This is a genomic window from Sporosarcina sp. P7, assembly GCF_002743425.1.
Lineage (GTDB): Bacteria > Bacillota > Bacilli > Bacillales_A > Planococcaceae > Sporosarcina.
Window position 1 is genome coordinate 229036 of record NZ_PDZF01000002.1, and the last position, 26550, is coordinate 255585.

Consider the following 26550-nt stretch of genomic DNA (forward strand, 5'->3'; position numbering starts at 1 on the left):
AATTAAATATGTTAAACGATCAGTATAAAGTGGATTTTGAACAGCAGCGAAAAGAGATTAAAGAAAAAGTGACGGTCGATAAACTTCCTTCCCGTGCAGAAGTACATGGAAAGAAGAAAGAAGAAAAATATGGTCGTGTGAAAGTCATCAATATTTTTCTGGCAATTTTCACTTTAATACCTATTATTATACTACTCTATGTATTATCGGATCTTTATTCCCCTGATGTTCCAGATCAAGTACCTGTTGAAAAAGTCGAGTTGTCGGTTGGGTTTTATCCGTCTGCAACACATTTCATACATGCCGTTTCCTAAGCGCAGTACAATAGTGGGGATTTTCTTGAAATCTTGCTATACTATTAATGAAAATTACTACACAAAAGCAAAGTAAACGCTTTGCTTTTTTTTATGGGAGTTGACTAATGAAAAAGGTTCGAATAGCAGGATTATCAGTTTTATTATCAGCGATGACTATGCTGACTTATATGTACGCCTTGGCCCATCGGAATCGTGTGCTTACCCATACATTATATAGTACATCGACCCCAACTAATAAATTGAACGTGTTCTTTATTTCAGATATCCATAAACGCAGTATTCCAAAGCGACTAATAGATGATTTGCGTACGCGTTCTATTGACGCAGTTATCGTAGGTGGGGATGTGGCGGAAGGGGGCGTGCCGATTGAGCGAATTGAACGCAATATGCGATTACTCGCTTCAATAGGACCGATTTTCTATATTTTTGGAAATAATGACCAAGAAGTAGGCACAGAAAATATACTACGTGTGATGAAACAAGTTGGTGGCAAAGTGTTGGTCAACAGTACTACATCGATACCGAATCATCCAGCTTTCGGCATATGTGGATTGCAAGATCCGAATAACGGAAAAGTAGAGATCGATAAGGCGGTGGATTCTGCAAGCGGTTATGATCACCTGATCCTAGCTGTACATAATCCATCTTTTGTCCGAAAGTTTGAAGAGAATCGACAACCGGATTTATCTGTTGCCGGCCATACACATGGAGGTCAGATTAGACTTGGACCTTTTGGGATGCAAGACCTTGGTTGCTTCGAGACGGTGGGAAACTGCGCGAAATTAATTAGTAACGGCTATGGAACGACAATGGTGCCGTTGCGTTTCGGTGCGAAACCTGAATGTCATGTAGTGGAAGTTCATTACTAGAACGCAAGAAATTAGGAGAGTAGATGTCATGAATTCTGTAGATGCAGTAATTGTCGGGGGCGGTCCATGTGGCTTGTCAGCGGCAATTGAATTGCAAAATATCGGTTTGTCGGTAGTAGTGATCGAAAAAGGAAATATCGTGCATTCGATTTATAATTATCCGACCCACCAAACTTTTTTTAGTTCCAGCATGAAATTATCGATAGGCAAGACGCCATTCATTACAGCTGTAGATAAACCAAAACGTAATGATGCACTCGTGTATTATAGAACCGTTGCACAAATCGAAAACTTGCGGATCAACAGTCATGAGCGAGTGGAAGATATAAATAAGCAGCATGATAAATTTATCGTGACGACGAATAAAGCGGTCTATGATGCGCAATATGTCGTGGTGGCAACAGGTTATTATGATCAACCTAATCGTTTACATGTCGAAGGAGAGAATTTGCCTACTGTCTATCACTACTTTAAAGAAGCGCATCCGTACTTCAATAAAAAAGTGACGGTCATTGGCGGGAAAAACTCTGCCGTTGACGCAGCGCTGGAATTACAACGTGCAGGTGCGCATGTAACTGTCGTTTATCGAAACGAAACGTATTCGAAAAGTGTAAAACCATGGATACTTCCTGGTTTTGATAGTTTGGTCCGTAATGGTCAAATCGATATGCATTTTAACGCATATGTAACGAAAATCACTGAAAAACATGTCACTGTTCATAAACAAGGTACCCTCTTTAATCTTGAAAGTGACTATGTCTTTGCGATGATCGGCTATCATCCCGATCATGCATTTTTACGTAAAATAGGAATTGAAGTAAATGAACAATCTGGACGGCCTGTTTTCAATGAAGAGTCGATGGAAACAAATATTGATAATTTATTCATTGCGGGTGTTATTGCAGCGGGGAATAATGCCAATGAAATTTTTATCGAAAATGGACGATTCCATGGTGGAATGATTGCACAGTATATTGCACAAAATATGTGAATGGATAAGTCGCTTACCTTACAGGTCAGGCGGCTTTTCTCATATATGATGTGATATACTAGCGACATGAGGAGGCGCCTATGTTTATTTTACTGACAGTCGCAATAGCGCCGGCGCTGGCACTTTTTAGTTATTTGTATTTACGTAAGCAAATTGCTAAAGAGCCATCCAAAACGCTATTCCATGCATTCATTTACGGTGCAATCATGACATTTCCTATTTTGTTTATCCAGCATGTATTTGAAGAAGAGAATGTATTTGCTAATGAATTTTTCCGCAATGTCATATTTACGAGCAGTTTAGAGGAATTTTTTAAATGGATTATTATTTTTATTCTCGTATATAAAACCATTGAGTTTGAAGATGCCTATGATGGAATTTTATATGGTGCGAGTGTCTCACTTGGATTCGCTACAGTAGAAAATATTTTATATTTACTATCTTTCGGTTTGGATACAGCATTTCTGCGTGCATTACTGCCTGTTTCAAGTCACGCATTATTTGGAGTCGTCATGGGCTATTATTTTGGTAAAGCTAAGTTTTCTGCTATGTCAGAAAAAGCAAAATGGATAGCTATTGCATGTTTGGCGCCATTGCTGCTTCATATACTGTACAATTCCATTTTATTCACGAATGATTATTGGCTGTATTTAATGATCCCATTTATGCTATTCCTATGGTGGTTTGGGCTGACACGAGTGAAGTACGCGCATACTTTTGCGATGCAACAATTCAGAAAACGAAATCAATCAAACTTTTAAGAAATCCATCTGAGTTTATCAGATGGATTTTTTGCCTTATAAAATACTCGAAATTGGACAAACTACGAGGAAGCACAATTTTATGGAGGTGGATGTCTATGAAGCGAATTACAAAACGCTTCCTATTTTTATTACTGGCAGGCATCATGATGTTTTCTTTCTTTGCGAGTCATAGTGAAGCGTTCAGTGGACGTGATTTGGCAAAAGGTGCAAAAGGAGATGACGTCATTGAATTGCAAGCAAGACTTCAATATATCGGTTTCTATCATGGGGAGATTGATGGTAATTTCGGTTTTGGGACTTACTGGGCATTACGTAATTTTCAAGAACAATACGGTTTACCACTAGACGGGATTGCCGGTAAAAGTACCCAGAAAAAATTGCGAGGAATTACAGATTACGATGAAAAGTATGTAAAAGGACAGATTGCGAAAGGAAACCAATTTACCTATTACGGCGGTCAGTCACTAGAATCTCAAGTGAAAAAGGGAAGTGCCCCACACAAGAAGTCGCAAACCCAAATGCAAGCACCGCCTAAATATACTGATCAAGATATTAATTTATTAGCCAATGCAGTGTACGGTGAAGCTCGTGGCGAACCATACGAAGGACAAGTAGCGGTAGCGGCAGTTATTTTAAACCGTGTCGAACATCCAGATTTTCCCGATTCAATTGGTGGTGTCATCTTTCAACCAGGAGCGTTTACTGCAGTTGCGGATGGACAGATTTGGTTGACACCGAATCAGCGTGCGAAAGAAGCGGTTATCGATGCAATCAACGGTTGGGATCCTTCTGAAAATGCAATTTACTATTTCAATCCAATCACAGCTACTAGTAAATGGATTTGGTCAAGGCCACAAATTAAGAAAATCGGTTTACACATATTTTGTGACTAATAGAAAGGAGACCTAGCTTATTATGAAACGAATGATTTTCATTCTGACCTATTCATTTATTGTATTGGGAATATATACGTTTGGAACGGTACGTGAAAATGAAGAATTATCAATCGCGTTGAATGGCCAGTATTCCAAAAGTATGACAGATGCTTCACAAAAGCTTGGTGAATTGGAAGAAGCGGTAAACAAGTCATTGCTTTTTGAGGATCAAAAAAGTTCAGCAAAGGAAAGAGAAGATATTTGGCGTTTATCTTCAGATATTAAGTCATCCATTTCCGCACTACCTGTAGATGAAAGTTTCTCTACTTCCTGGATGAATTATTTAGGAAGGCTAGGAAATTTCGCAAAGGAATCTACAGAGAATGGCGACCCTGACAAATATTACGGCGTGATGCAACGCGCTTCAGAAAATCTGGATGAACTAACGAGTGAATGGCAGTTGGCGACGAAGGATATGTTTTCAAGTAAAATGTCGATTAGTAACTGGGAAAAAAAGTTGCGTGACTCACCTGATGGTAAGGCGAATTGGTCGAAAATGGGAGAGTCTGTCATGGGATATACAGAAGCGGTATTCCCTTTAACGGCTAGTGAGTCCGATGCCCAGAAGAAAAAAGAGTTGCGTGATATTAAAGAAAAGAAAATTAGCGAGGACGAGGCAATTCAGAAATTCAAAAAGCTTCTGCCGACTGTTTCCAATGATATCATTGCGGCGGAAAGAAGTAGAAAAGGTGCCCCATATCCATTTTATCATATCCGTTATGCAGAAAATTCATCAATCGGTTATATAGATATCACTGAAAAAGGTGGGCATGTTCTGTCATATCTCATGGAGCGGCGCATGGGTAAGCCTACAGTATCGTATGAAGAGTTAGAGAAGTTGGCTAATGAGTTTTTAAAGAAGGCTGATTATACGGATTTGGTTTTGGAAGAGGCTAGAGAGAATGATAACGCGTGGCATTTTGTTTTCGTTCGGGTACATCCTGAAAATGAAGCCAAAGTATTCTCCGATCCAATTCATATCAAATTAGCGAAAGACAACGGCGAAGTGATCGGTTTGGATGCATCGGAATACATTCGTAAAGAGCAACCGAAACCACAGCCTATTCGTACAGCGGAGTGGCACACGTTCTTTAGACCAGATGTTACCGTAATGGCTCAGGAGCTTGCCTACGTAGAAAATAGTCAAATGGATCAACGCCTTGCGCATTATTTAACAGTCGTTTCAGGAAAAGAGAATCTGGAGACATATAAGATTCTCGTTGACACGGAGACATTAGAAGTGATTACGACGGAAAAACAATAAAAAGGATTGGAAAAATTTACTCCACATGACATAATGAAAGAATAGGACGAATGGCAGGTGGAGAAATGAGACTAAGTATCGGGACAGTATTAACGTTAGAGAAAGATTATACGGAGGAATCGGAAAAATTCAAATGTCGTGTAGTGGATATTGAAGATGACGAGCACTTCATGATGGATTACCCTATCAATATAATGACGGGTAAAACAGCGTTCTTCATAGATGGTACGCAGCTTCTCGTGACATTTGTAGATGAGTATAAGATGTCTTATGCATTTCGTACGGAAGTGCATAGCCGGGTCAATCAAACGATACCTATGCTTAAACTGAAATATCCCGGTGATAAGCAATTGATTAAAATCCAAAGAAGAGAATTTGTTCGTGTCGATACGTCATTAGACGTGGCATTACAGGCAGACTCCTCAACGTTGCAATTGGTGTCATTGGATATTAGCGCTGGCGGATTGGCAGTCAATATGAAAAATCATGATTATTTCCCGCGAAATACTGAGGTGAAATTATTGATCGTATTGTATTTCTCGAAAACAGAAATCAAATATGTATCATGTAAAGCAAGAGTAGTGCGAAACTGGGAAAGTGAGAAGCGTAGATTGAGCTCTTTCACGTTTGATGAAATAGACGATAAAGATCGACAACACATTATCCGTTATTGCTTTGAACGACAATTAGAATTACGAAATAGCTAAAGGAAAAGTCTGTCGAGAGCAGACTTTTCCTTTTTGCTTATGGTACAATAAAGGCGTAAATGGAGGGGTTTTCATCATGACAGCTGGAATGAGAATTGCAATTGATGGACCTGCAGCAGCAGGTAAAAGTACAATTGCTAAATTAGTAGCCAAAAAATTAGGATATACGTATATCGATACAGGAGCTATGTATCGTGCCATTACTTACAAAGTACTTCAAAACACTATAGATCCACATAATGAGGAAGATATTAAAAAGTTGATCGCCCAAACAGAAATCGAATTACAACCGGACGAACACGTGCAAAAAGTGTTGCTCGATGGTATTGAAGTTACCGATGCGATCCGTTCACACGAAGTGACGACAAATGTTTCAGCGATAGCGGCGTTGACAACTGTCCGTGAACTCTTGGTAGCTAAACAACAGAGTCTTGCTGCAGAATCCTCCGTTGTAATGGATGGTAGAGATATTGGTACTGCCGTTTTGCCTGAAGCTGAACTAAAAATCTTCATGACAGCTTCTGTAGAAGAGCGTGCACAGCGTCGTTTACTAGAAGAACAAAAGCGTGGAATGAAATCGGATTATGAAACGTTGAAAAAAGAAATTAGCGAGAGAGATCAAGCAGATAGCGAACGTGAAATTTCTCCATTAAAAAAAGCAGAAGATGCGATTACAATTGATACAACAGGGAAGACAATAGAAGAAGTGACAAATAGTATTGTCGAATATGCCGAAAAGAGGTTAGCTCAATGAATTTATATCCACTTGGCAAATTTTTGATTAGTACTGTTTGCTTTCCACTTTATCGAATCAAAGTAATCGGAAAAGAAAACTTTCCTAAAGAGGGTGGAGTGCTTTTATGCACGAATCATATCGATAATCTAGATCCCCCTATAGTCGGAATTACAAGTCCAAGAACGGTTCATTTTATGGCCAAAGAAGAGCTGTTTGATATGCCGATTCTTAAAACAGTGTTACCAAAAGTACAGGCATATCCTGTAAAGCGCGGTATGAGTGACCGAGAAGCATTCCGTAAAACCATTAAACTATTACGTGAAGACAAAGTAGTAGGCTTATTCCCTGAAGGAACTAGAAGCAAAACGGGGGAAATTGGAAAAGGTTTGGCAGGTGCAGGGTTCTTTGCGTTAAAAGGTGGAGATGCTAAAGTCGTCCCTTGCGCAATCATCGGTCCGTATAAAGCCTTTTCGCAACTGAAAGTCGTATACGGGGAAGCTATGGATATGACACCTTATCGTGAAAGAAAAGCATCTGCCGAAGAGGTAACGGAAGCAATTATGGCAGAGATATCCAAGTTGATTGAACAGTATAAATAAAAGAATAAGTGCAATTTTTTGTTTTTAAGTCTCAATTCGCATAATATAGAGATAGGATCATTATGGAGGAGGACTACATATGACTGAAGAGATGAATATGGATGAAGTTAAAGAATACGGTGAAGGTGCACACGTAACGGGTGTAGTGACAAAGGTTGAAGAGAAATCAGTGACTGTTGAAATCGCTGGCGCTCCGTTTGATGGTGTGATTCCGATCAGTGAACTTTCCAGCTTGCATATTGAAAAAGCAGCGGATGCAGTCTCAATCGGTGACGAATTACAATTGGCGATTACTAAGGTAGAGGATGAGATGTATGTCTTGTCTAAGCGTCAAGTAGATGCAGAAAATGCATGGGATTCACTAGAAGAGAAATTTGAAAGTGGCGAAATCATCGAGACAGAAGTAAAGGACGTAGTAAAGGGCGGACTGGTTGTCGACCTTGGCGTTCGCGGTTTTATTCCAGCTTCTTTAGTAGAAGATCACTTCGTTGAATCGTTTGATGATTATAAAGGACGCACGATGACATTTAAAATTGTTGAGATGGATAAAGAAAAGAACCGCTTAATCTTGTCTCACCGTGCGGTTGTTCAAGCACAAAATGAGCAGAAAAAGGAAGCCGCACTTTCTGAAATTCAAGAAGGTGACATTCTTGACGGTACAGTACAACGTATCGCTTCATTTGGTGCTTTCGTTGATATCGGTGGCGTAGATGGTTTGGTACACATTTCACAAATTTCACACGGACATATTGAAAGCGTGTCAGATGTGTTGAAAGAAGGCGATGAGATCCAAGTCAAAGTGTTGTCTGTTGACCGTGATGCGGAACGCGTATCTTTATCCATTAAAGATACATTACCTGGACCATGGGAAAATATTGAAGAAAAAGCAGAAGTCGGCTCTGTACTGGATGGCACAGTAAAACGTCTTGTAGCCTATGGTGCATTCGTCGAGATTTTGCCAGGCGTGGAAGGACTCGTTCACATCTCACGTATTGCACATGAGCATATCGGAACCCCACAAGAGGTACTTGAAGAAGGCCAGACTATACAAGTAAAAGTATTAGACGTGAATCCACAGGAAAAACGCATTTCATTGAGCATTAAAGATCTTATTGAAAAACCGCAAGAAGCACGTGAAGAAAACTTTAGTTATGAAATGCCAGAAGAAACAACTGGCTTCTCTTTAGGAGATGTCATCGGTGATCAACTGAAGAAATTCCAAAAATAAACGTCAGATTGTGATAAGCTAGCCACAAATGATAAATAAGCTTAACTGGAATGATGATGCTTTCATATGCATCATCATTCTTTTTGTGTATAATATTCAAAGATAGGTCGGAAGGGTGTTATGAAAGAAAATGAAAAAACCAACAGTAGCAATCGTAGGAAGACCAAACGTCGGTAAGTCGACAATCTTTAACCGGATCGTAGGCGAAAGAATTTCTATCGTAGAAGACGTTGCCGGTGTAACGCGGGATCGTATATACAGCGCAGCCGAATGGTTGAATTATGAATTTAACTTAATCGATACAGGCGGTATTGAACTGAGTAATGAACCATTACTTGACCAAATTCGCATGCAGGCTGAAATTGCCATTGAGGAAGCAGATGTCATCATCTTTTTGACGAATGGCAGAGATGGTGTGACAGATTCAGATGAACAAGTAGCACGTATGCTGTATAAAACGAATAAGCCAGTCGTATTGGCAGTGAATAAAGTAGATAATCCAGAGATGAGAGATATGGTCTATGATTTTTACTCACTTGGATTTGGCGAACCGTATCCACTCTCAGGATCACACGGTCTAGGACTTGGTGATTTATTGGATGCAGTCGCAGAAAGCTTTAAAGATATGAACTTAGAGGAAGAGGAAGATGATTCCATCAAGTTCTGTTTAATTGGACGTCCGAATGTCGGGAAATCGTCACTTGTTAACGCTTTACTAGGTGAAGAGCGTGTCATCGTAAGTGATATCGCCGGAACGACAACTGATGCGATTGACTCTACAAAAGTAGTAGATGGACAAGAATTTAAAATTATCGATACAGCGGGAATGCGTAAAAAAGGGAAGGTATACGAAAACACAGAGAAATATAGTGTATTACGTGCCTTAAAAGCAATAGACCGCTCCGATGTCGTATTGATTGTCATGAACGCAGAAGAAGGTATTCGTGAACAGGACAAACGTGTAGCCGGCTTTGCCGAAGAAGCAGGAAAAGGTGTCATGTTTGTTGTCAATAAGTGGGATACGCTTGAAAAAGACGATAAGACGATGAATAATTTCATCGATGATATTCGCGATCAGTTTAGATTTCTCGACTATGCCCCTATTTTCTTTGTTTCAGCTAAAACAAAGCAACGTGTGCATACATTATTCTCCAATATCCAATTGATCAGTGAAAATCATGCGATGCGTATTCAGTCGAGTGTCTTGAATGAGGTAGTGGAAGATGCAGTGGCGCGAAATCCTGCACCTGCAGACAAAGGGCGTCGTTTGCGGATTTATTATGCAACACAAGTTGCTGTGAAGCCACCGACATTCGTGGTCTTTGTCAACGAACCCGAACTTATGCACTTTTCTTATGAACGTTTTTTACAGAACAGATTACGTGAAGCCTTTGGATTTGAAGGAACACCAATCCGTTTAATTACAAGAGCGAGAACTTAACTACGTAAATAGAAAGGGTGGAGGTAATGGAAAAAGTCTCTATAATCGGGGCAGGCAGTTGGGGAACCGCACTCGCTGTTGTGCTAGCTGAAAATGGACATGATAGCTTAATTTGGACGAGACGTGCAGAACAAGCAGATGAAATCCACAATCAGCACACGAACAACCGGTATTTACCAGATGTGAAACTGCCCGATAACCTTAACTCTACTAGTGAACTACAAGTGGCAGTCCAACATGCGAAAACGATTATACTTGCCGTGCCGACTGCTGCGATGCGTGAAACGTGTCGCCATATTCAGGAATTATTAACTGATCCTGCTATATTTGTCCATGTCTCCAAAGGAATTGATCCGGACTCACTGGAACGGATTTCTGAAATCATTGCAGATGAAATCGATGAAACACTGCGTGAAGCCATTGTGGTGCTTTCTGGACCGAGTCATGCGGAGGAAGTCGTACATAGACATCCGACAACAGTAGCGGTCGCTTCAAGCAACATGAAAGCGGCAGAACGGATACAAGATTTATTCATGAGCAATTATTTCCGTGTCTATACAAATAAAGATGTAATCGGTGTGGAGCTTGGCGGGGCATTGAAAAATGTCATCGCTTTGGCTGCTGGAATTTCTGATGGACTAGGTTACGGCGATAATGCAAAGGCTGCTCTCATTACGAGAGGTCTAGCAGAAATTACACGTCTCGGTGTTGAAATGGGTGCGGACCAACAAACGTTTTCCGGATTAACGGGACTCGGCGATTTGGTCGTTACATGTACAAGTGTTCACTCTAGAAACTGGCGGGCAGGAAACTTACTTGGAAAAGGACAGTCCTTGGAAAGAGTGACTGAAGAAATGGGCATGGTCATAGAAGGGGTACGTACTACGAAGGCCTCGTTTCAGTTGGCGCAGCAGTTTCATGTCAACATGCCGTTGACAGAAGCATTGTATTCCATCCTATTTGAAAAAATCCCGCCCAAGCAAGCAGTGGATCAATTAATGACTCGTGGTAAGAAACAGGAAATCGATACATTTTTCGGTATTTAAACAGTAGGAGGGTGACAATTTTGTCCTCGTTAGATAAAATGTGGCTATCTTTTTACGCGATGGGATTCATGGCTATTTCAATGGGCTTGATTTATTTGAGCCGATATAAAATAAAAAACCGTGTCGTACAAATTCTATTTGCGATTATTGCCTATACACTATTAATTACATCGTTCTTCGCAATGGTCTATTTGGTATTCAACGGACCGACTGGAGGGGCGTAAATTATGAACAAACGAATGCTACTTTTTTTAGTTATAATCTGTGGACTATTATTGTCTGCTTGCGGCGGCCGTCCACCTGAAGAAAAACAAGCAAGTGAAACACCTTATCCTGAACTTCAAGAAACTATCCAAAAAGCTGTAGAGCGCTATCAAGAACAGTCGGGCGGTCTATTACCAATTAAAACACGCGATCAAGAAACCGATCAATTCATCAAATATCCAATCGAGTTCTCAAAAATCGTTCCGGATTTCACTGAAAAGATCCCGTCCAACGCATTCGAAAACGGCGGCATCTTCCAGTATGTTCTCGTAGATGTAGAAGAAAATCCTACAGTTAAGCTAGTCGACTTGCGTATAACCGAAAAACTACGCGACTTAAACTTGCGCAAATTTATCAACGGAGAATTACCATTCTTAGATCCAGTTGGCGACAACGTCTATAAAGTGGACTTCAAGAAAATGGGCTTTAAAGAACCACTAACCGTCCAAAGCCCATACTCTGACGCTCATTTACCTATCGTAGTAGGCGGCGACGGAAACTTTTACGTAGACTATTCCATCGACCTCAACAAGATCTTAATGGAACAAAAGCCAGAAATAAAAGCAGGCACAGATATTCGTTATCTACTATACGAAGACTCCTTAGTCCTTCCGGCATATTCCTTGCCGTACACAGTGGATGAAAACAACGAACCTGTGTTTATGAAGAAATAACGTTCTCTAATTTGTAGGTGACCTCATGTATTAGCACTTGAACTTTACATATGTCAAAGAGTAATACAAATTGTCACCATAATATAACTAGGATTGGTACGGAAGATGGGACGACTCTGGGAGGCCCACCGCGGGCCCTCCAGAAGCGTTCCCATCTGGAGTACCGATCCCGAACCGTTACAAAGTTTATTAACTAAATTAGTGCCATTACCCAAAAACGTTTCGTGCATCTATGCATGAAACGTTTTTCTATTTCATAAGCTACAATGCGGAGAAAAAGGAGGGCTAATGATGAAAGAAGAACTATACGAAAACTTAGCTAGAAGAACAGACGGCGATATTTATATAGGTGTGGTAGGCCCTGTTCGAGTAGGGAAATCCACTTTTGTCAAACGAGTCATGGAGGAAGTTGTAATTCCCAACATGACGGATGCCAATGATCGAATACGTGCACAAGACGAACTTCCCCAAAGTTCACCAGGTCCCGTAATCATGACTGCAGAACCTAAATTCGTACCTGCCCAAGGCACAAGCGTTTCAATAGGGGACGGTGAACTGGAATTCCAAATTCGCCTAGCAGACTGTGTAGGCTACGTAATTGATGGTGTTAAAGGATATGAGGACGAGGATGGGCCGAAATACGTCCATACACCATGGCACAATGAACCGATTCCGTTCCAAGAAGCGGCACGTATCGGAACGGACAAAGTGATTCGTGATCACTCGACTATTGGAATTTTGCTGACGACAGACGGTACGGTGAACAATATTTCACGCGCGGCCGCTGAAGTTGCTGAAAAAGAAATCGTTTCGAAATTGCAAGAAATCGGTAAACCATTCGTCATTGTATTAAATTCTAAAATGCCTGCTCATGAAAAAGCGTTGGAACTAAAACAGCAATTACATGAAAAGTATGGTGTTCCCGTCATTGCTATCAGTGCGGATCAGCTCAATGCAGCAGAGATCCAGCTTATTCTCAAAGAGGCATTGTATGAATTCCCTATCACGGATATCGAACTGCAACGTCCCGACTGGATGGAGGAGCTTGGGGATAGCCATAAGCTGAATGCACGTATCGATCAGCTAATCACAGATGGATTCCTAGGCGTCTCGAAAATTCGTAAAGTTCAGGAGATTGCGGAGTTATTGCAAGAAGAAGAGTTTATTAGACAAGCAGAAGTAGTGGAAGTCGATGCAGGTAAAGGCCGCGCCATCGTGAAGATTGATATGGATGAGCAAGCTTTTGTTAATGTCTGTGAGGAGTTCATGGGAACAGAAATGCGTTCCAAAAAGGATTGGTTAATCTTCATTCAAGAAGCGGTTAAAGCGAAAAAATCGTATGATATGTATGCGGAAGCAATTGATACGGCGAAAAAATCAGGTTATGGCGTAGCGTTGCCATCGATTGAAGATTTTCAGCCAACTGCTCCTGAATTAATTAAACAAGACACGTTTTATGGGGTGAAAATGAAAGCGAAAGCACCTTCACTTCACATTATTCGAATCGATATGGAAGCGGAATTCGCTCCGTTAATCGGCTCTGAATTCCATAGTCATCACTTGTTGAAAGAATTGAAAAATGCGTATTTACATGATCGTGAAGCATTATGGGAAACACAATTATTTGGCACACCATTACATGAAGTCATGAAAGAAAGTATCCGATATAAGACCGCAGCAGTTCCAGATCGAGCTAGAAAACGCTTGCGTGAAACAATTGAACAAATGGTGAATGACGGGAATAAAGGTATGATTACCTTCATTGTGTAAGGTGAAAAAATAAGGAAATCACGTAACAAATATAGTTTGAAATGAAGAGAGATCCGTCAAAAACGGGTCTTTTTTCTATGCTTTTCTATCAAAATCGCTTGAAATGCCGTGAATAAAGGAAAAGCGCGATAATATTGTTGCACCGTAGTTTTTCTTATGTTACTCTTTTTACAGTGTTAACAGCAATAGCATCCCCTTTGAGAGGAGGTGAACGGTGTGAATAAAACAGAATTAATTAACTCTGTGGCAGAAGCGGCAGGTCTAACAAAAAAAGACGCAACTAAAGCTGTTGAAGCTGTATTCGATACAATTCAATCGACTCTTGCTAACGGTGATAAAGTTCAATTGATTGGTTTCGGAAACTTCGAAGTACGCGAACGTGCTGCTCGTAAAGGACGTAACCCACAATCAGGCGAAGAAATCGAAATCGCTGCAAGTAAAGTTCCAGCTTTCAAAGCAGGTAAAGCACTTAAAGACGCAGTAAAATAATTTGAGATTTTACATAGGAGTCCGTCCAGCAAATCTGTTCGTCAGATGGCCATGGATGGACTCCTTTACGTTTTTTAAATTGGTATACATAGGGAAGTACAAGTAACTATACGGAATGAATGGAATGTGCTAATATTTTGGGGAAATAGGTTTAGTTCTTACAAGGAGGACATGCTGTTATGAAAGAGCAAGATATAAATAAATTAGAACAGGCAGTTACGATGATCCTAGAAGCAATCGGTGAAGATCCGACTCGTGAAGGATTACTGGAGACACCGAAACGTGTTGCTAAAATGTATCAAGAGGTATTTGAAGGGTTAAATAAAGATCCAAGAGAGTATTTCGATACGGTATTCCATGAGAATCATGATGAAGTCGTGTTGGTGAAAGATATTCCATTTTATTCTATGTGCGAGCATCACTTGGTTCCATTTTTCGGTGTAGCCCACGTAGCATATATTCCGCGTAATGGAGTAGTTGCAGGTTTGAGCAAGTTGGCAAGAGCTGTCGAAACAGCAGCACGTCGTCCGCAATTGCAAGAACGCATTACATCCAGTGTGGCAGATGCCATGATGGAAAAGTTGAATCCCCATGGTGTTTATATCATTATCGAAGCGGAACACATGTGTATGACGATGAGAGGAATTAAGAAGCCAGGGGCTAAAACCATCACGACTGTCGCTAGAGGAATCTATGAACATGATGACGTGAAGCGTGCGGAAATTTTATCTCTTATTCGAACGAACTAAGGTCTTTGCCGAGCGCTTGCTGTATATGCTATCATTAGGATTATATATAGACTGGAGATGCGAAAATGACACAACCCGATTATCTAATTATCAAAGCGAAAAAAGATGGAGTGAATGTTATTGGGCTCACGAGAGGCAATGACACCAAGTTTCACCATACCGAAAAGCTGGATAGAGGAGAAGTCATGATCGCGCAGTTTACCGAGCATACCTCCGCTATTAAGATTCGAGGGGAAGCTGAAATTCATACAGCCCACGGCGTAATTGCGAGTGAGGAAAAAGAATGACCGTATCCTTACGGGAATGGAGCTTACTGATGGAAACAAAAGGATTCACTGACCAAGTCGACAATTACATACACCATTTGCGACGCGCTATTTATCAGCCAGTGGTCGAACGAGATGCAGGGTATGCTCCGATTGACAGGCGAAAAGCTTCGTTGCTCTTATTGCCTTTGCTCAATGGAGAGCAGTGGACAGATGAGATGCAAACCGTGGCGCTAGCGATTGGTGCCATCCACACGGCTTTTGATGTCCATGATCAAATCGATGTCGTAGATGCTTCATCCAAAGAACAGCAATTGATGGTTCTTGCGGGCGACCACTTCAGCGGTATCCACTATAAGCTATTGGCGTCAATTCCAAACTTCCATCTCATTCGTTCTTTGTCATTGGCAGTCGGCAGGATTAATGAATGCAAAACGACATTGTTTCAAGCACCGCCCTCCACTCTTGAAGATCGGTTGCAGTTAATTTCTGAAGTGGAAAGTGCATGTATTGTGAAATTCTTCGAAGCATTCGGCTTTGGTCGCTACACACATATCGTAGAAACAATCTTTCCACTCGTTTGGCTGCTCGACAGCACACAGCGTGACTTGAATCGGATGAAATTTTCGCATCTAGTGCCGAGTACGAATGATACAGAAGATTGGATCGATCAATTACAACTACAGCTGAACAACAGATTGAAGAACAGCTCTTATTTACATACTGAAGTACTAGCAGAGTTGCAGAAAATGACGAAACCATAAGAAAGTAAACTGAAGTGAAGAAAGAAGGGACGAACTGTGGCGGTCTCAAAAGAAGAAAGAGTTCATAACGTCTTTGAAAAAATTTCGACAGACTATGATAAAATGAATTCCGTGATCAGTTTTAATCAACATATTAAATGGCGGAGTGATATCATGGCACGCATGAATGTACTGCCGGGCGCTAAAGCACTTGACGTTTGCTGTGGTACTGCAGACTGGACAATTGCATTGGCTCAAGCCGCAGGTCCTACTGGTGAAGTTATCGGTTTGGACTTCAGTGCCAACATGCTGGATTCGGGCAGAGACAAAGTAGCCCCTTACCCAAACCTTACATTAGTTCAAGGTAACGCAATGTCACTTCCTTTTCCAGACAATTCATTTGATTATGTGACGATCGGGTTTGGTCTACGCAATGTTCCCGATTACTTGACTGTTTTAAAAGAAATGCGACGCGTGTTGAAGCCGGGTGGAATGGCAGTGTGTTTGGAAACATCTCAACCTAAAATACCTGTCTATCGTCAAGGGTTTCGCTTCTATTTCAAATTTATTATGCCGCTATTTGGTAAACTTTTCGCAAAGAGCTTTAAAGAGTATTCTTGGCTTCAGGAATCAGCAAATGAATTCCCAGACATGAAAGAGCTAGCACAGCTTTTTGTTGATGCAGGATATCAAGAAGTATCATATAAGTCTTACAGTGGCGGTGCGGCGGCAGGTCATATCGCTTACAAATAATGAATACACGGGAGAAGGTAATGGGGTTGGAAAAAATTAAGTTGATGTCGCTTTATACGGATTTCCGCAAAGATATGTCCTATATTGAAAAAGAGCTTGAGCGATCCGTGCAATCCTCTTCTCCCATTGTTCGTCAAGCTTCCTTGCATTTATTGAAAGCCGGTGGCAAGAGGATTCGGCCGATTTTCGTGATAATGGCTGCTCAATTCGGAACGTATTCGCTAGAAAGCGCTGCGAAAATTGCAGTATCCCTTGAATTAATCCACATGGCATCACTCGTCCACGATGACGTAATTGATGATTCTGATATGCGCCGCGGTTTACAAACCGTTAAAGCAAAGTGGAACAACCGAGTGGCAATGTATGCGGGGGACTTCATCTTTTCGCGGGCGCTAACATCTATCGGTACTATCGAGAAAGCACCTATCCATCAGATTCTCGCCGAAACCATGCTGGAGATATGCAAAGGGGAAATTATCCAGTTTGATTTCCAACAACAAACAGATCAAGGTTTGCGCGACTATTTGAAACGTATTAAGCGAAAGACTGCTTTACTGCTATCCTCTAGTTGTGAACTTGGCGCACTTAGTGCAGATGCAGATGCTCAAACTGTACGGAAACTAAAGAGATATGGGTATTTCACTGGAATGGCATTTCAAATCATCGACGATATTTTGGATATTACGTCAACAGATGAAGAACTTGGAAAGCCGGCAGGAAGTGACTTGTTAAATGGTCATATTACATTGCCTGTTTTATACATAAAAGATGATGAACAATTCAAGCCCTACATGGAACGTGCGTTTACCGGAGAGATGGAAGAGCCGGATAGACAATCGATGCTTCGCTATATTCGACAAAGTGGTGCGATTGAAAAAGCACAGCATGTAAGTGATCTGTACTTAACCAAGGCACTTAAGGAATTGGAAGATTTGCCGAATGGTAAGTCGAAGAAAGCACTGACTCAAATTGCTGATTTTATCGGCCAACGAAAATATTGACGGAGTTTGTTAATAGTTGAAAGAAAAAGGCGTCGATGGTACGATTTAAAAGGGATCATCCCTATAGAAGATCGAAGGAGTGTTTTAGAGATGGAAAGAACATTTTTAATGGTAAAGCCTGACGGCGTACAACGTAACCTTGTAGGTGAAATCGTTGGTCGTTTCGAAGACAAAGGATATCAATTAGTTGGTGGGAAATTAATGAACATTTCTCAAGAACTTGCTGAACAACATTACGGAGAGCACAAAGAACGTCCATTCTTCGGAGAACTTGTAGAATTCATTACTTCTGGACCGGTTTTCGCAATGGTATGGGAAGGCGAGAACGTCATCTCTACTGCTCGCTTAATGATGGGTGCAACGAATCCAAAAGAATCAGCTCCTGGAACTATTCGTGGAGACTTTGCTGTAACAGTAGGCAAGAATATTATTCATGGTTCAGACTCATCTGAGTCAGCAAGCCGCGAGATCAACTTATTCTTTAAAGAAGAAGAGCTTGTGACTTATGACAAAACAGTGAACAACTGGATTAATTAATCGCCAAAAACAGCCGAGCGAATTTCGCATGGCTGTTTTTCTTATACATACGACCTACTTTTTCCGTTATAATGAGAACGTACATAAGAGAGAAGAGGCAACAGGGGGTTGTTAAATGTCTGATTATTCGATATTAATTCAAGGGATCAAGAAGAAAACTGGGATCGATTTGTCATTGTATAAAGAAGCCCAGATGAAGAGGAGACTCACTTCACTATATGAAAAGAAAGGCTTTCGTAATTTTAAAGATTACTCTCTAGCTATTCAAAGTGATCAAGACTTATTGGACGAATTCCTGGACCGCATGACGATTAATGTGTCAGAATTTTACCGCAACGCCTTGCGTTGGGAGGTCTTAGAGAAGAAAATATTCCCTCAATTATTGGAGAAAATTAAACGATTGAAAATTTGGAGCGCGGCTTGTTCTACCGGGGAAGAGCCTTATTCGCTAGCAATGGTTCTATCATCCTATCTTCCTTTGCGTGATATTTCTATTTATGCAACGGACTTAGATGTGGGCGTATTGAATCGTGCCAAAGTTGGTTTATACAATGATCGTGCATTAAAAGAAGTGCCCAAACCGATCATCGATAAATTCTTCATAAAAGAAGGTGCTTCTTATCAAGTAGTAGAAGATATCAAGAAGACCGTTACATTCAAACAGCAAAACTTGCTGGAAGATCGCTATGATACGAACTACGACTTGATCGTCTGCCGTAACGTGATGATTTATTTCACGGAAGAAGCGAAAGATCAGATTTATACCAACTTCTCCAAAGCACTTAAACCAGGTGGTGTTTTGTTCGTTGGAAGCACAGAACAAATATTCAATCCTGAAAAATATAACTTTGAATCAGTAGATACATTCTTTTATAGAAAAAAACAATAAACCACGTTACGGAGGAATGGAATATGCGCTTTATTACAGCTGGTGAATCCCATGGTCCACAGCTTACTGCCATCATTGAAGGATTACCTGCACAGATGGAGCTAACTGCTGAGATGATTAATAAAGAATTGAAGAGAAGACAAGGTGGACACGGTAGAGGCCGTAGAATGCAAATAGAGAAGGATCGGGTAGAAATCTCATCCGGTGTACGCCATGGTAAAACAATTGGCTCACCGGTTACGCTAACGGTTGTGAACGATGATTGGAAACACTGGACAGGCATCATGGGCGTAGAACCACTTCCGGAAGACGTGAATCCAGAAGATGTAAAGCGTCAAATTACACGCCCACGTCCCGGACACGCAGATCTAGTCGGCGGCATGAAATATGGCCATCGTGACTTGCGAAATGTGTTGGAACGTTCATCGGCACGTGAAACGACGATGCGTGTTGCAATCGGGGCGGTAGCAAAACAATTTTTGCGTCAGCTTGGGATTGAAACTGTAGCGCATGTTACGGAAATTGGCGGCATCGAAACAGATTCTGCTGCCTATGCTGATCTTTCCATTGAAGAACTACGCGCGATCGTAGAAGAAGATGCAGTATATTGTGCGGATAAAGAAGCGTCTGTCAAAATGACGGAAGCCATAGACGATATTAAAAAGCGCGGTGATACACTAGGGGGCGTAGTGGAAGTCATCATTGAAGGATGTCCTCCTGGGATTGGTAGCTATGTACAATTCGATCGCAAAATGGATGGTAAGCTTGCAGGTGCTATGATGAGCATTAATGCTTTCAAGGGTGTTGAAGTCGGTTTAGGGTTCGATATGGCAAAAATGCCAGGCAGTGAAGTGCATGATGAAATTAGCTGGAATAAAGAGCAAGGATATTACCGAAAATCCAATCGTTTAGGTGGACTTGAAGGTGGAATGACGACAGGTATGCCGATCATAGTGCGTGGTGTAATGAAACCAATTCCAACACTTTACAAGCCGCTAGAAAGCGTGGATATTGATACAAAGGAATCTTTCGTTGCAACGATTGAACGTTCCGATCCTTGTGCCGTTCCTGCTGCATCTGTTGTAGCTGAACATGTCATCGCAACAGAGATGGCTAAAGCGATTATGGAAGAATTCCGTTCGGATACAATGGACGCCTTACAGAAGGATATTGAACAATACAGACAATATGTAAAGGAGTTTTAAGATGGATAAGTTAACTGTTTCCGTCCGAGATCACCAATACGATGTCTATGTAGGTTCAAACACCTATGAATTATTTTCGACTGACTATGCAGATTTGCTAAGTACGACAGATAAAATCGGAATTATTGCCGATGCGCGTGTGGCAGAATTACATCTCCCTTTATTGCAAGAAGCTTTATTACGTTCTGGTCGCGAGGTATCGGTGAAAATCGTACCTGGCGGCGAGAAGTGTAAAATGCCAGAAGTTTACGTGGATTGTCAGTCTTTCTTATTGACTGAAGGATTTACGCGAAATTCCCTCCTTATCGCATTTGGCGGAGGGGCGTGTGGGGATTTAACAGGTTTTGTAGCTGCTACATTTATGCGTGGTATTCGCTTCATCCAATGCCCAACCACTGTACTTGCGCATGACAGTGCAGTCGGTGGGAAAACAGCCATCAATATGCCGGAAGGAAAAAATATGGTGGGATCATTTCATCAACCTTTAGCCGTATTGTTTGATACTGATGTATTTAACACGTTACCTGCGTCCGAAATGCGTTCAGGTTTGGCGGAATTGGTCAAGCATGCTTTTATTTCGGATCCATTATGGACGGAGCAATTACTGGAACAAGAACAGTTTTCTACACCTTCTATAGAGTGGCTTGAAAAGGAATTACTTCGTGGCATCAAGGTAAAAGCAGATATCGTTGGAGAAGATGAGTTTGAGAATTCGACGCGTAAGTTTTTAAACTTCGGTCATACATTTGGACATGCAGTGGAAGCGGCTTCTGGATTCGGCAGCCTCAGCCATGGGGAGTGTGTCATGATTGGTATGGGGTATGCCTTCTTGCTAAGTGAGAAATACGGTAATATCCCTGAAGGATTCACGAATCGCTATCTTCATTTTGCTAACAAAAATGGCTATACATTTAAGCCAGTATTCTCTTATAGTTTCGAAGAGTTATTATCCTATATGCAAAAGGATAAGAAAGCTTCATTCGGTAAAATGAATTTCGTTTTATTACAAAAAATCGGTGAACCTTTTGTGAAAGGAATTAGTTCAGAAGAGTGTCAGACTGCATTTGAGGAATTTAAAGTAAAATTAAAAAGCGAGGGAATTGTATGAGTGTTAGGGGAATTAGGGGTGCGACAACAGTTGAAAATGATGACGCATTTGAAGTGTTACGAGCGACAGAATCTCTTGTACTCGAAATGGCGGAGGCGAATCAATTCAAACCGGAAGATATCGGTTCTGTAATTGTTTCAACTACAGTGGATGTCAAAGCGGCATTCCCCGCAAAAGCGATCCGTTCGATTGAAGGGTGGACTTATGTACCGGTCATGTGTACACATGAAATCGATGTGCCTGGCTCTATGCGTAAGTGTATACGTGTCATGATGAACGTCAATACTTCCAAAAAACAAGAGGAAATCCAACATATTTATCAAAATAATGCAGTTCAATTACGACCTGATTTACAAAAATAATACAACGTGAAGGGGAGCGATCTAATGAAGTGGAAACCAATATTACGCACGATGCAACCTTATACACCTGGTCGTTCATTAGCGGAAGTAAAACGTACATACGGCCTGCAAGAAGTACATAAGCTCGCTTCAAATGAAAACCCTTATGGTTCATCACCTGAAGTCGCAGAATATTTACGTTCAAAGGCAGCTCAATTTGAAATTTATCCAGATGCTTACACCGCAGGATTACGGGGGAAGCTGGCAGAATTCCATCAAATCGATCCGAATGAAATTATTTTCGGGAATGGTTCAGATGAAATTGTTTCCATCATTTCCCGCGCCTTACTGCAAACAGGAACTAATACGGTAATGGCTTCTACGACATTCCCACAGTACGCACATAATGCAAAAATAGAGGGTGCCGAAATTCGTGAAGTGGCTATGCTTGAAAATGGTGATCATGATTTAGAAGGCTTTTTAAAAGCCACTGATGAAGAAACGGCTGTCATTTGGGTGTGTAATCCGAATAATCCAACAGGTAATCTTTTGTCAAGTGACTCAATTAAAAAATTCTTGGATCGGGTACCTAAAACGGCACTTGTTGTTCTCGATGAAGCATACTTTGAATTTGTTACAGATCCGACACAGCAAGACGCTATGACGTGGATTCATGACTATGACAACTTGATTGTACTTCGTACGTTTTCTAAAGCATACGGACTGGCAAGTTTCCGCATAGGTTATGGCGTCGCTAACGCGGATATAGTATCTGAGCTTAATAAAGTGCGGAACCCATTCAACAACAGCTCGCTTGCATTAGCAGTAGCGGAAGTTGCCCTTGCGGATCAGCGATTCCTTCAAGATTGTGTTACGAAAAATGACGAAGAACGAAAACGATATGTAGACTATGCGCAACAGCATGCATTGGCCATCTATCCGTCAGAAACTAATTTTGTATTAATCGCTGTCCCTCTAGACGCGGATGCTGCATGCGAGATTTTCATGCAAAATGGATATATTGTCCGTAGCGGAAATCTGCTAGGTACACCAGGATTCGTTCGCGTAACGATTGGAACGCATGAACAAAATACAGGCTTCTTTAAAGCGTTCGATCAACTATTAACTAACCAATAAGGATAGATGACAATGAAAACAACAGTAGCTATAATTGGACTCGGATTGATCGGTGGATCACTAGGTCTAGCATTAAAACGAAATCCAGAAATTCATATTGTAGGTTTTGACCGCTCCTATGCAACTGCTGATGAAGCATTTCGAAGAGGAATCATTGACACGGTCGCACCTTCTGCAAAATCAGCCTGTGAACAGGCTGACTTTGTTGTTTTTGCGACGCCCGTCAATACAACGGTTGCTCTCTTTAAAGAAGCGCAAGACTGGGACTTCAAAGAACATGTAATCGTCTCTGATACAGGGAGTACGAAAAAACCGATTATGGATGCTGCGAAGATCTTACAAGAAAAAGGAATCACCTTTATAGGTGGCCATCCAATGGCGGGATCCCATAAAAGTGGTGTATCCGCTGCGATGGAACATCTCTTTGAGAACGCCTATTACATTCTGACACCGAATGACACAACGACTGAAAAACAAATCGATGATATAGAGAAATTGCTTTCCTCCACCAAAGCGAAATTGATTGTCCTACAAGCGGAAGAACACGATCGTATGACAGCTATCATCAGTCATTTCCCGCATATTGTAGCCTCTTCATTAGTCGGCCGCTTAGCCGCGCAGGAAGAACAACAACCATTCGTGAAAAAATTAGCTGCAGGTGGTTTCCGTGATTTAACACGTATCGCTTCGGCAGATCCTGTCATGTGGCGTGATATTACAATCCAAAATCGGGATGAGTTGTTGTCACAGGTAGACGGTTGGCTCGACGAAATGAATACAATTCGCGCTATGCTAGAAGACAATAATCCAGAGCGTATTTTCAATTTCTTTGCGCAGGCGAAAACTTACCGCGATCAACTTCCTTCTACAAATGAAGGCGCGGTCCAAGGTGCGCTCTACATGACATTTGATCTACACATCGACATACCAGATCATCCGGGTATCATTTCCGAGATCACGAAAATTCTAGCAGATGCCAATATTAGTTTGACCAATATACGTATCGTGGAAACACGAACCGATGTGTATGGCATTTTAGTTGTTAGCTTCCAATCAGCTGCTGAACGTAAGAAAGCTCGTCAAGTATTGACGGCAAAAACTGACTATTCTATGCATGTACTTTAAGAGGGGGAGAGCGTAATGTCAGAACTACAAACGGTTTCATTTGAAAAGCCAGTTCTTCGCGGTGCTTTACAAGTACCTGGAGATAAATCAATTTCCCACCGCGCGGTTATGTTGGGTTCAATTGCAAAGGGCAAAACCACAATCAGTGGTTTTTTGGATGGTGAAGATTGTCTGAGCACCATTGAAATGTTCAAACAGCTTGGTGTAAAGATTACGCGGAACGGAACTTCAGTGACGATTGAAAGTCCTGGCATCGCGGAGTGGCAGACTCCAGCTGGAGCACTTGACGCGGGTAACTCGGGAACAACTGCGCGATTAATGTTAGGTATTTTATCTGGTTCTTCCGTAACGTCTGAAATGTGTGGAGATCAATATTTATCTAAGCGTCCGATGAAGCGTGTGACGAATCCTTTGGAGCAAATGGGTGCGGATATCAAAAGTAAAGGATCGTCGGATTACTTACCACTTATAATCACTGGGAACACATTGCAAGCAATCGATTATTTGATGCCAGTTGCTAGCGCGCAAGTAAAGTCCGCTGTCTTACTTGCAGGTCTTCAAGCCAAGGGGACTACGTCTGTTACAGAAATTACTGTATCGCGAGATCACACAGAACGTATGTTAGTACAATTTGGTGCGAAGCTGGAACAACAAGACAAAGTAATCCGGATCGAAGGAGGGCAACAACTAACAGGAACAGATGTCGTCGTACCAGGAGACATCTCCTCTGCGGCTTTTTTCATGGTAGCCACGGCATTAGTTGAAAACAGTGATGTGTCGTTCCTAAAAGTTGGATTGAACCCTACTCGAACAGGTATACTAGATGTACTAGAAGCGATGGGCGTGGAAATCGAACTATCAGATGAACAAGGTTTTTCGGGTGAGCGTTATGGCACTGTACGAATAAAGCATTCGCGCCTGCGAGGAACTGAAATCGGTGGTGATTTGATTCCAAGATTAATCGATGAACTTCCTGTACTTGCTTTATTAGCAACACAAGCAGATGGAAAAACTATTATAAAAAATGCTGAAGAACTTCGTGTCAAAGAGACGGACCGTATTGAGGCAGTTGCTACGGAATTACGGAAGCTCGGAGCGGATATTGAGACCACGTCGGACGGTATGATTATTCATGGTCCGACACCACTTGCGGGTGCCACACTTCAATCCTACGGTGATCATCGTCTAGGCATGATGGCAGCGGTAGCGGGATTGATTACGTCAAGTCCTGTTCAGATTGATAATCCATCTTGTATCGCGATTTCCTATCCGCGCTTTTTCGAAGATCTTTCGGAGCTAGTTAATCAATAAAGTAGAGTAGAAAGCTCAGGTGAAAAAATGAAGATATTGCAGGAATTGGAGCAAACAGTACTGAATGGAGATTTAGATGTACTTCATGATGAAATACAGAAACTGCAAGCTACCAATGAGTATGACACATTATACAATGTCGCAAATCTATTGATCGAATATGGATTCGTCAGACAAGCTGACGATATATTTTCTCAGTTGTTGCTCGTATTCCCTGACGAAGCTCAGTTGAAAATAGATCGCGCTGCCGCTTTACTTGAACTTGGTGAAGAGGATGAAGCCTTACTCTTATTGACGGACGTCTCACCAGACGAAGAAGAGTATGTGCAAGCATTGCTTGCACAAGCGGATTATTATCAAATGCTCGGACTTGCCGAAACGGCATTATCTAAAGTGCGTGAAGCCGCAATATTGGCCCCGCACGAACCGGTAATCCAACTTGCGCAAGCAGAACTTCTATTGGAGTCAGGTAGATACAGTGAGGCTGTGAGAATTTACGGGAAGCTTCACGAGACAACTGAAGAGATCGCAGGCGTTCGTCTATCTTCGCGACTTGCAGAAGCGTACAGTGCAGGTGCTGCTTACGAGGAAGCCATTCCGTTCTACGAAGCATTACTGGACAAGGAAGTACATCCTGAAGAGTTGTTTGGATTAGGGTTGGCTTACTATCAAACTGCTCGCTACTCGGAAGCGGTCACACGTCTTGAGCAGTTGCTAGAAATGGATCCAGATTATTTCTCCGCTTATATGCTTGCAGGTCAAAGCTACGCGCAACAAAATGAAGACGACAAAGCGTTGGAGTTTTTTAAAAAAGGTATTGAACGCGATGAGTTCGATAAAGAATTGCAGCTGGCCGCAGGGAAATCTGCATTGAAACTGCAAATGCCAGAACAGGCAGAAGAGCATTTAAAAGAAGCTCTCGTTTTAGATCCGGAGTATATTGATGCAATTGTCACGCTTGCTTCGGTTTATGAAAATCAGGAAGATGACGAAGCGTTAATTGATCTGCTGACGTACTCTGAAGTCGATCAATTGGAAATCCCTTTACTTCATGCTTTCCTTGCATATGCCTATGAACGTACAGAAGATTACGAAAAAGCGTATGAAATGTATTTCAAAGCATATGATGGGATGAACGAAGATGCTGCTTTCTTAGATCAATATGCACGATTCTTGCTGGAAGAAGGTAAGCGCGATGAAGCGTTACCAGTAATTCAGCAGCTAGTAAGAATCGCTCCGCATGATGAGGAATGGATCGCATACATCGCGCAATCTGAAGAGGAGGGGTAGG

30 protein-coding genes are annotated in these 26550 nt (G+C 41.5%); all 30 read left to right on the forward strand.

What is annotated here, in order from left to right; all coding sequences use genetic code 11:
* Positions 1 to 8 precede the first annotated feature (8 nt).
* The 30 genes from CSV60_RS03735 to CSV60_RS03880 all read left to right on the forward strand — a co-directional run bounded on the left by CSV60_RS03735 (position 9) and on the right by CSV60_RS03880 (position 26549).
* On the forward strand, positions 9 to 314 hold the full coding sequence (locus CSV60_RS03735) for a hypothetical protein (RefSeq protein WP_099631545.1): 306 nt from the start codon (positions 9 to 11) through the stop codon (positions 312 to 314).
* Positions 315 to 421: 107 nt separating this feature from the next.
* Positions 422 to 1186, forward strand: coding sequence for a metallophosphoesterase (locus CSV60_RS03740; protein ID WP_099631546.1), 765 nt, complete (start codon positions 422 to 424; stop codon positions 1184 to 1186).
* A 28-nt stretch (positions 1187 to 1214) separates the two neighbouring features.
* Positions 1215 to 2177: a YpdA family putative bacillithiol disulfide reductase gene (locus tag CSV60_RS03745; RefSeq protein ID WP_099631547.1), complete on the forward strand. Its 963-nt coding sequence runs from the start codon at positions 1215 to 1217 to the stop codon at positions 2175 to 2177.
* An 80-nt stretch (positions 2178 to 2257) separates the two neighbouring features.
* Positions 2258 to 2938: a glutamic-type intramembrane protease PrsW gene (gene prsW, locus CSV60_RS03750; protein ID WP_099631548.1), complete on the forward strand. Its 681-nt coding sequence runs from the start codon at positions 2258 to 2260 to the stop codon at positions 2936 to 2938.
* A 98-nt stretch (positions 2939 to 3036) separates the two neighbouring features.
* Positions 3037 to 3834 (forward strand): spore cortex-lytic enzyme, encoded by a 798-nt coding sequence (gene sleB, locus CSV60_RS03755; RefSeq protein ID WP_099631549.1) that lies wholly within the window; start codon positions 3037 to 3039, stop codon positions 3832 to 3834.
* A gap of 22 nt (positions 3835 to 3856) precedes the next feature.
* On the forward strand, positions 3857 to 5140 hold the full coding sequence (locus tag CSV60_RS03760; protein WP_099636009.1) for a PepSY1/2 domain-containing protein: 1284 nt from the start codon (positions 3857 to 3859) through the stop codon (positions 5138 to 5140).
* Between the two features lie 65 nt (positions 5141 to 5205).
* On the forward strand, positions 5206 to 5847 hold the full coding sequence (locus tag CSV60_RS03765; RefSeq protein ID WP_158231999.1) for a flagellar brake protein: 642 nt from the start codon (positions 5206 to 5208) through the stop codon (positions 5845 to 5847).
* 76 nt (positions 5848 to 5923) lie between these two features.
* Positions 5924 to 6601: a (d)CMP kinase gene (cmk, locus tag CSV60_RS03770; protein WP_099636011.1), complete on the forward strand. Its 678-nt coding sequence runs from the start codon at positions 5924 to 5926 to the stop codon at positions 6599 to 6601.
* Entirely contained in the window at positions 6598 to 7182 is a 585-nt protein-coding gene (locus CSV60_RS03775; protein ID WP_099636012.1) for a lysophospholipid acyltransferase family protein, read from the forward strand. The genes cmk and CSV60_RS03775 overlap by 4 nt, the downstream gene beginning before the upstream one ends.
* A gap of 79 nt (positions 7183 to 7261) precedes the next feature.
* Positions 7262 to 8410: a 30S ribosomal protein S1 gene (gene rpsA / locus CSV60_RS03780; RefSeq protein WP_099636013.1), complete on the forward strand. Its 1149-nt coding sequence runs from the start codon at positions 7262 to 7264 to the stop codon at positions 8408 to 8410.
* Between the two features lie 130 nt (positions 8411 to 8540).
* Positions 8541 to 9851, forward strand: a complete 1311-nt coding sequence (der, locus tag CSV60_RS03785) for a ribosome biogenesis GTPase Der (protein ID WP_099631554.1) — start codon at positions 8541 to 8543, stop codon at positions 9849 to 9851.
* A gap of 26 nt (positions 9852 to 9877) precedes the next feature.
* Positions 9878 to 10897, forward strand: a complete 1020-nt coding sequence (locus tag CSV60_RS03790) for an NAD(P)H-dependent glycerol-3-phosphate dehydrogenase (RefSeq protein WP_099631555.1) — start codon at positions 9878 to 9880, stop codon at positions 10895 to 10897.
* An 11-nt stretch (positions 10898 to 10908) separates the two neighbouring features.
* Positions 10909 to 11121: a DUF2768 domain-containing protein gene (locus CSV60_RS03795; protein ID WP_369802715.1), complete on the forward strand. Its 213-nt coding sequence runs from the start codon at positions 10909 to 10911 to the stop codon at positions 11119 to 11121.
* Between the two features lie 3 nt (positions 11122 to 11124).
* Positions 11125 to 11835, forward strand: a complete 711-nt coding sequence (locus CSV60_RS03800) for an LptM family lipoprotein (RefSeq protein ID WP_099631557.1) — start codon at positions 11125 to 11127, stop codon at positions 11833 to 11835.
* A 291-nt stretch (positions 11836 to 12126) separates the two neighbouring features.
* Positions 12127 to 13605 (forward strand): stage IV sporulation protein A, encoded by a 1479-nt coding sequence (gene spoIVA / locus CSV60_RS03805; protein WP_085133386.1) that lies wholly within the window; start codon positions 12127 to 12129, stop codon positions 13603 to 13605.
* Between the two features lie 216 nt (positions 13606 to 13821).
* Complete coding sequence (locus tag CSV60_RS03810) at positions 13822 to 14094, forward strand: HU family DNA-binding protein (RefSeq protein ID WP_037561579.1); 273 nt, start codon at positions 13822 to 13824, stop codon at positions 14092 to 14094.
* 179 nt (positions 14095 to 14273) lie between these two features.
* Entirely contained in the window at positions 14274 to 14843 is a 570-nt protein-coding gene (folE, locus tag CSV60_RS03815; RefSeq protein ID WP_099631558.1) for a GTP cyclohydrolase I FolE, read from the forward strand.
* Between the two features lie 65 nt (positions 14844 to 14908).
* Positions 14909 to 15130: a trp RNA-binding attenuation protein MtrB gene (mtrB, locus tag CSV60_RS03820; protein ID WP_029053045.1), complete on the forward strand. Its 222-nt coding sequence runs from the start codon at positions 14909 to 14911 to the stop codon at positions 15128 to 15130.
* Entirely contained in the window at positions 15127 to 15873 is a 747-nt protein-coding gene (locus CSV60_RS03825) for a heptaprenyl diphosphate synthase component 1 (RefSeq protein WP_099631559.1), read from the forward strand. The genes mtrB and CSV60_RS03825 overlap by 4 nt, the downstream gene beginning before the upstream one ends.
* A gap of 36 nt (positions 15874 to 15909) precedes the next feature.
* Entirely contained in the window at positions 15910 to 16605 is a 696-nt protein-coding gene (locus CSV60_RS03830) for a demethylmenaquinone methyltransferase (protein WP_099631560.1), read from the forward strand.
* A gap of 26 nt (positions 16606 to 16631) precedes the next feature.
* Positions 16632 to 17606, forward strand: a complete 975-nt coding sequence (locus tag CSV60_RS03835) for a polyprenyl synthetase family protein (RefSeq protein WP_099631658.1) — start codon at positions 16632 to 16634, stop codon at positions 17604 to 17606.
* Between the two features lie 90 nt (positions 17607 to 17696).
* Complete coding sequence (gene ndk, locus CSV60_RS03840) at positions 17697 to 18143, forward strand: nucleoside-diphosphate kinase (protein ID WP_099631561.1); 447 nt, start codon at positions 17697 to 17699, stop codon at positions 18141 to 18143.
* Positions 18144 to 18258: 115 nt separating this feature from the next.
* The gene (locus CSV60_RS03845; protein ID WP_099636014.1) at positions 18259 to 19032 is read left to right on the forward strand and encodes a CheR family methyltransferase; all 774 of its coding nucleotides are present in this window, start codon (positions 18259 to 18261) and stop codon (positions 19030 to 19032) included.
* Between the two features lie 23 nt (positions 19033 to 19055).
* Positions 19056 to 20237, forward strand: a complete 1182-nt coding sequence (gene aroC / locus CSV60_RS03850) for a chorismate synthase (RefSeq protein ID WP_099631563.1) — start codon at positions 19056 to 19058, stop codon at positions 20235 to 20237.
* A 1-nt stretch (position 20238) separates the two neighbouring features.
* Positions 20239 to 21345, forward strand: coding sequence for a 3-dehydroquinate synthase (aroB, locus tag CSV60_RS03855; RefSeq protein WP_099631564.1), 1107 nt, complete (start codon positions 20239 to 20241; stop codon positions 21343 to 21345).
* Positions 21342 to 21707 carry a chorismate mutase gene (gene aroH, locus CSV60_RS03860; protein WP_099631565.1) on the forward strand — a complete coding sequence of 122 codons (366 nt, stop codon included), beginning with the start codon at positions 21342 to 21344 and terminating at the stop codon, positions 21705 to 21707. Before aroB ends, aroH begins: the two co-directional genes overlap by 4 nt.
* A 24-nt stretch (positions 21708 to 21731) precedes the next feature.
* Positions 21732 to 22823 (forward strand): histidinol-phosphate transaminase, encoded by a 1092-nt coding sequence (gene hisC / locus CSV60_RS03865; protein WP_099636015.1) that lies wholly within the window; start codon positions 21732 to 21734, stop codon positions 22821 to 22823.
* A 12-nt stretch (positions 22824 to 22835) separates the two neighbouring features.
* Positions 22836 to 23948, forward strand: coding sequence for a prephenate dehydrogenase (locus CSV60_RS03870; RefSeq protein WP_099636016.1), 1113 nt, complete (start codon positions 22836 to 22838; stop codon positions 23946 to 23948).
* 15 nt (positions 23949 to 23963) lie between these two features.
* Entirely contained in the window at positions 23964 to 25259 is a 1296-nt protein-coding gene (gene aroA / locus CSV60_RS03875; RefSeq protein WP_099636017.1) for a 3-phosphoshikimate 1-carboxyvinyltransferase, read from the forward strand.
* A 27-nt stretch (positions 25260 to 25286) separates the two neighbouring features.
* Positions 25287 to 26549, forward strand: coding sequence for a tetratricopeptide repeat protein (locus tag CSV60_RS03880; RefSeq protein ID WP_099636018.1), 1263 nt, complete (start codon positions 25287 to 25289; stop codon positions 26547 to 26549).
* Position 26550: the final 1 nt, after the last annotated feature.

Excerpts from the sequence above, each read along its gene's own strand:
- CSV60_RS03735 (WP_099631545.1), top strand. The coding sequence starts at position 9 with ATGTTAAACGATCAGTATAAAGTGGATTTTGAACAGCAGCGAAAAGAG.
- CSV60_RS03740 (WP_099631546.1), top strand. The coding sequence starts at position 422 with ATGAAAAAGGTTCGAATAGCAGGATTATCAGTTTTATTATCAGCGATG.
- CSV60_RS03745 (WP_099631547.1), top strand. The coding sequence starts at position 1,215 with ATGAATTCTGTAGATGCAGTAATTGTCGGGGGCGGTCCATGTGGCTTG.
- prsW (WP_099631548.1), top strand. The coding sequence starts at position 2,258 with ATGTTTATTTTACTGACAGTCGCAATAGCGCCGGCGCTGGCACTTTTT.
- sleB (WP_099631549.1), top strand. The coding sequence starts at position 3,037 with ATGAAGCGAATTACAAAACGCTTCCTATTTTTATTACTGGCAGGCATC.
- CSV60_RS03760 (WP_099636009.1), top strand. The coding sequence starts at position 3,857 with ATGAAACGAATGATTTTCATTCTGACCTATTCATTTATTGTATTGGGA.
- CSV60_RS03765 (WP_158231999.1), top strand. The coding sequence starts at position 5,206 with ATGAGACTAAGTATCGGGACAGTATTAACGTTAGAGAAAGATTATACG.
- cmk (WP_099636011.1), top strand. The coding sequence starts at position 5,924 with ATGACAGCTGGAATGAGAATTGCAATTGATGGACCTGCAGCAGCAGGT.
- CSV60_RS03775 (WP_099636012.1), top strand. The coding sequence starts at position 6,598 with ATGAATTTATATCCACTTGGCAAATTTTTGATTAGTACTGTTTGCTTT.
- rpsA (WP_099636013.1), top strand. The coding sequence starts at position 7,262 with ATGACTGAAGAGATGAATATGGATGAAGTTAAAGAATACGGTGAAGGT.
- der (WP_099631554.1), top strand. The coding sequence starts at position 8,541 with ATGAAAAAACCAACAGTAGCAATCGTAGGAAGACCAAACGTCGGTAAG.
- CSV60_RS03790 (WP_099631555.1), top strand. The coding sequence starts at position 9,878 with ATGGAAAAAGTCTCTATAATCGGGGCAGGCAGTTGGGGAACCGCACTC.
- CSV60_RS03800 (WP_099631557.1), top strand. The coding sequence starts at position 11,125 with ATGAACAAACGAATGCTACTTTTTTTAGTTATAATCTGTGGACTATTA.
- spoIVA (WP_085133386.1), top strand. The coding sequence starts at position 12,127 with ATGAAAGAAGAACTATACGAAAACTTAGCTAGAAGAACAGACGGCGAT.
- folE (WP_099631558.1), top strand. The coding sequence starts at position 14,274 with ATGAAAGAGCAAGATATAAATAAATTAGAACAGGCAGTTACGATGATC.
- mtrB (WP_029053045.1), top strand. The coding sequence starts at position 14,909 with ATGACACAACCCGATTATCTAATTATCAAAGCGAAAAAAGATGGAGTG.
- CSV60_RS03825 (WP_099631559.1), top strand. The coding sequence starts at position 15,127 with ATGACCGTATCCTTACGGGAATGGAGCTTACTGATGGAAACAAAAGGA.
- ndk (WP_099631561.1), top strand. The coding sequence starts at position 17,697 with ATGGAAAGAACATTTTTAATGGTAAAGCCTGACGGCGTACAACGTAAC.
- CSV60_RS03845 (WP_099636014.1), top strand. The coding sequence starts at position 18,259 with ATGTCTGATTATTCGATATTAATTCAAGGGATCAAGAAGAAAACTGGG.
- aroC (WP_099631563.1), top strand. The coding sequence starts at position 19,056 with ATGCGCTTTATTACAGCTGGTGAATCCCATGGTCCACAGCTTACTGCC.
- aroB (WP_099631564.1), top strand. The coding sequence starts at position 20,239 with ATGGATAAGTTAACTGTTTCCGTCCGAGATCACCAATACGATGTCTAT.
- aroH (WP_099631565.1), top strand. The coding sequence starts at position 21,342 with ATGAGTGTTAGGGGAATTAGGGGTGCGACAACAGTTGAAAATGATGAC.
- hisC (WP_099636015.1), top strand. The coding sequence starts at position 21,732 with ATGAAGTGGAAACCAATATTACGCACGATGCAACCTTATACACCTGGT.
- CSV60_RS03870 (WP_099636016.1), top strand. The coding sequence starts at position 22,836 with ATGAAAACAACAGTAGCTATAATTGGACTCGGATTGATCGGTGGATCA.
- aroA (WP_099636017.1), top strand. The coding sequence starts at position 23,964 with ATGTCAGAACTACAAACGGTTTCATTTGAAAAGCCAGTTCTTCGCGGT.
- CSV60_RS03880 (WP_099636018.1), top strand. The coding sequence starts at position 25,287 with ATGAAGATATTGCAGGAATTGGAGCAAACAGTACTGAATGGAGATTTA.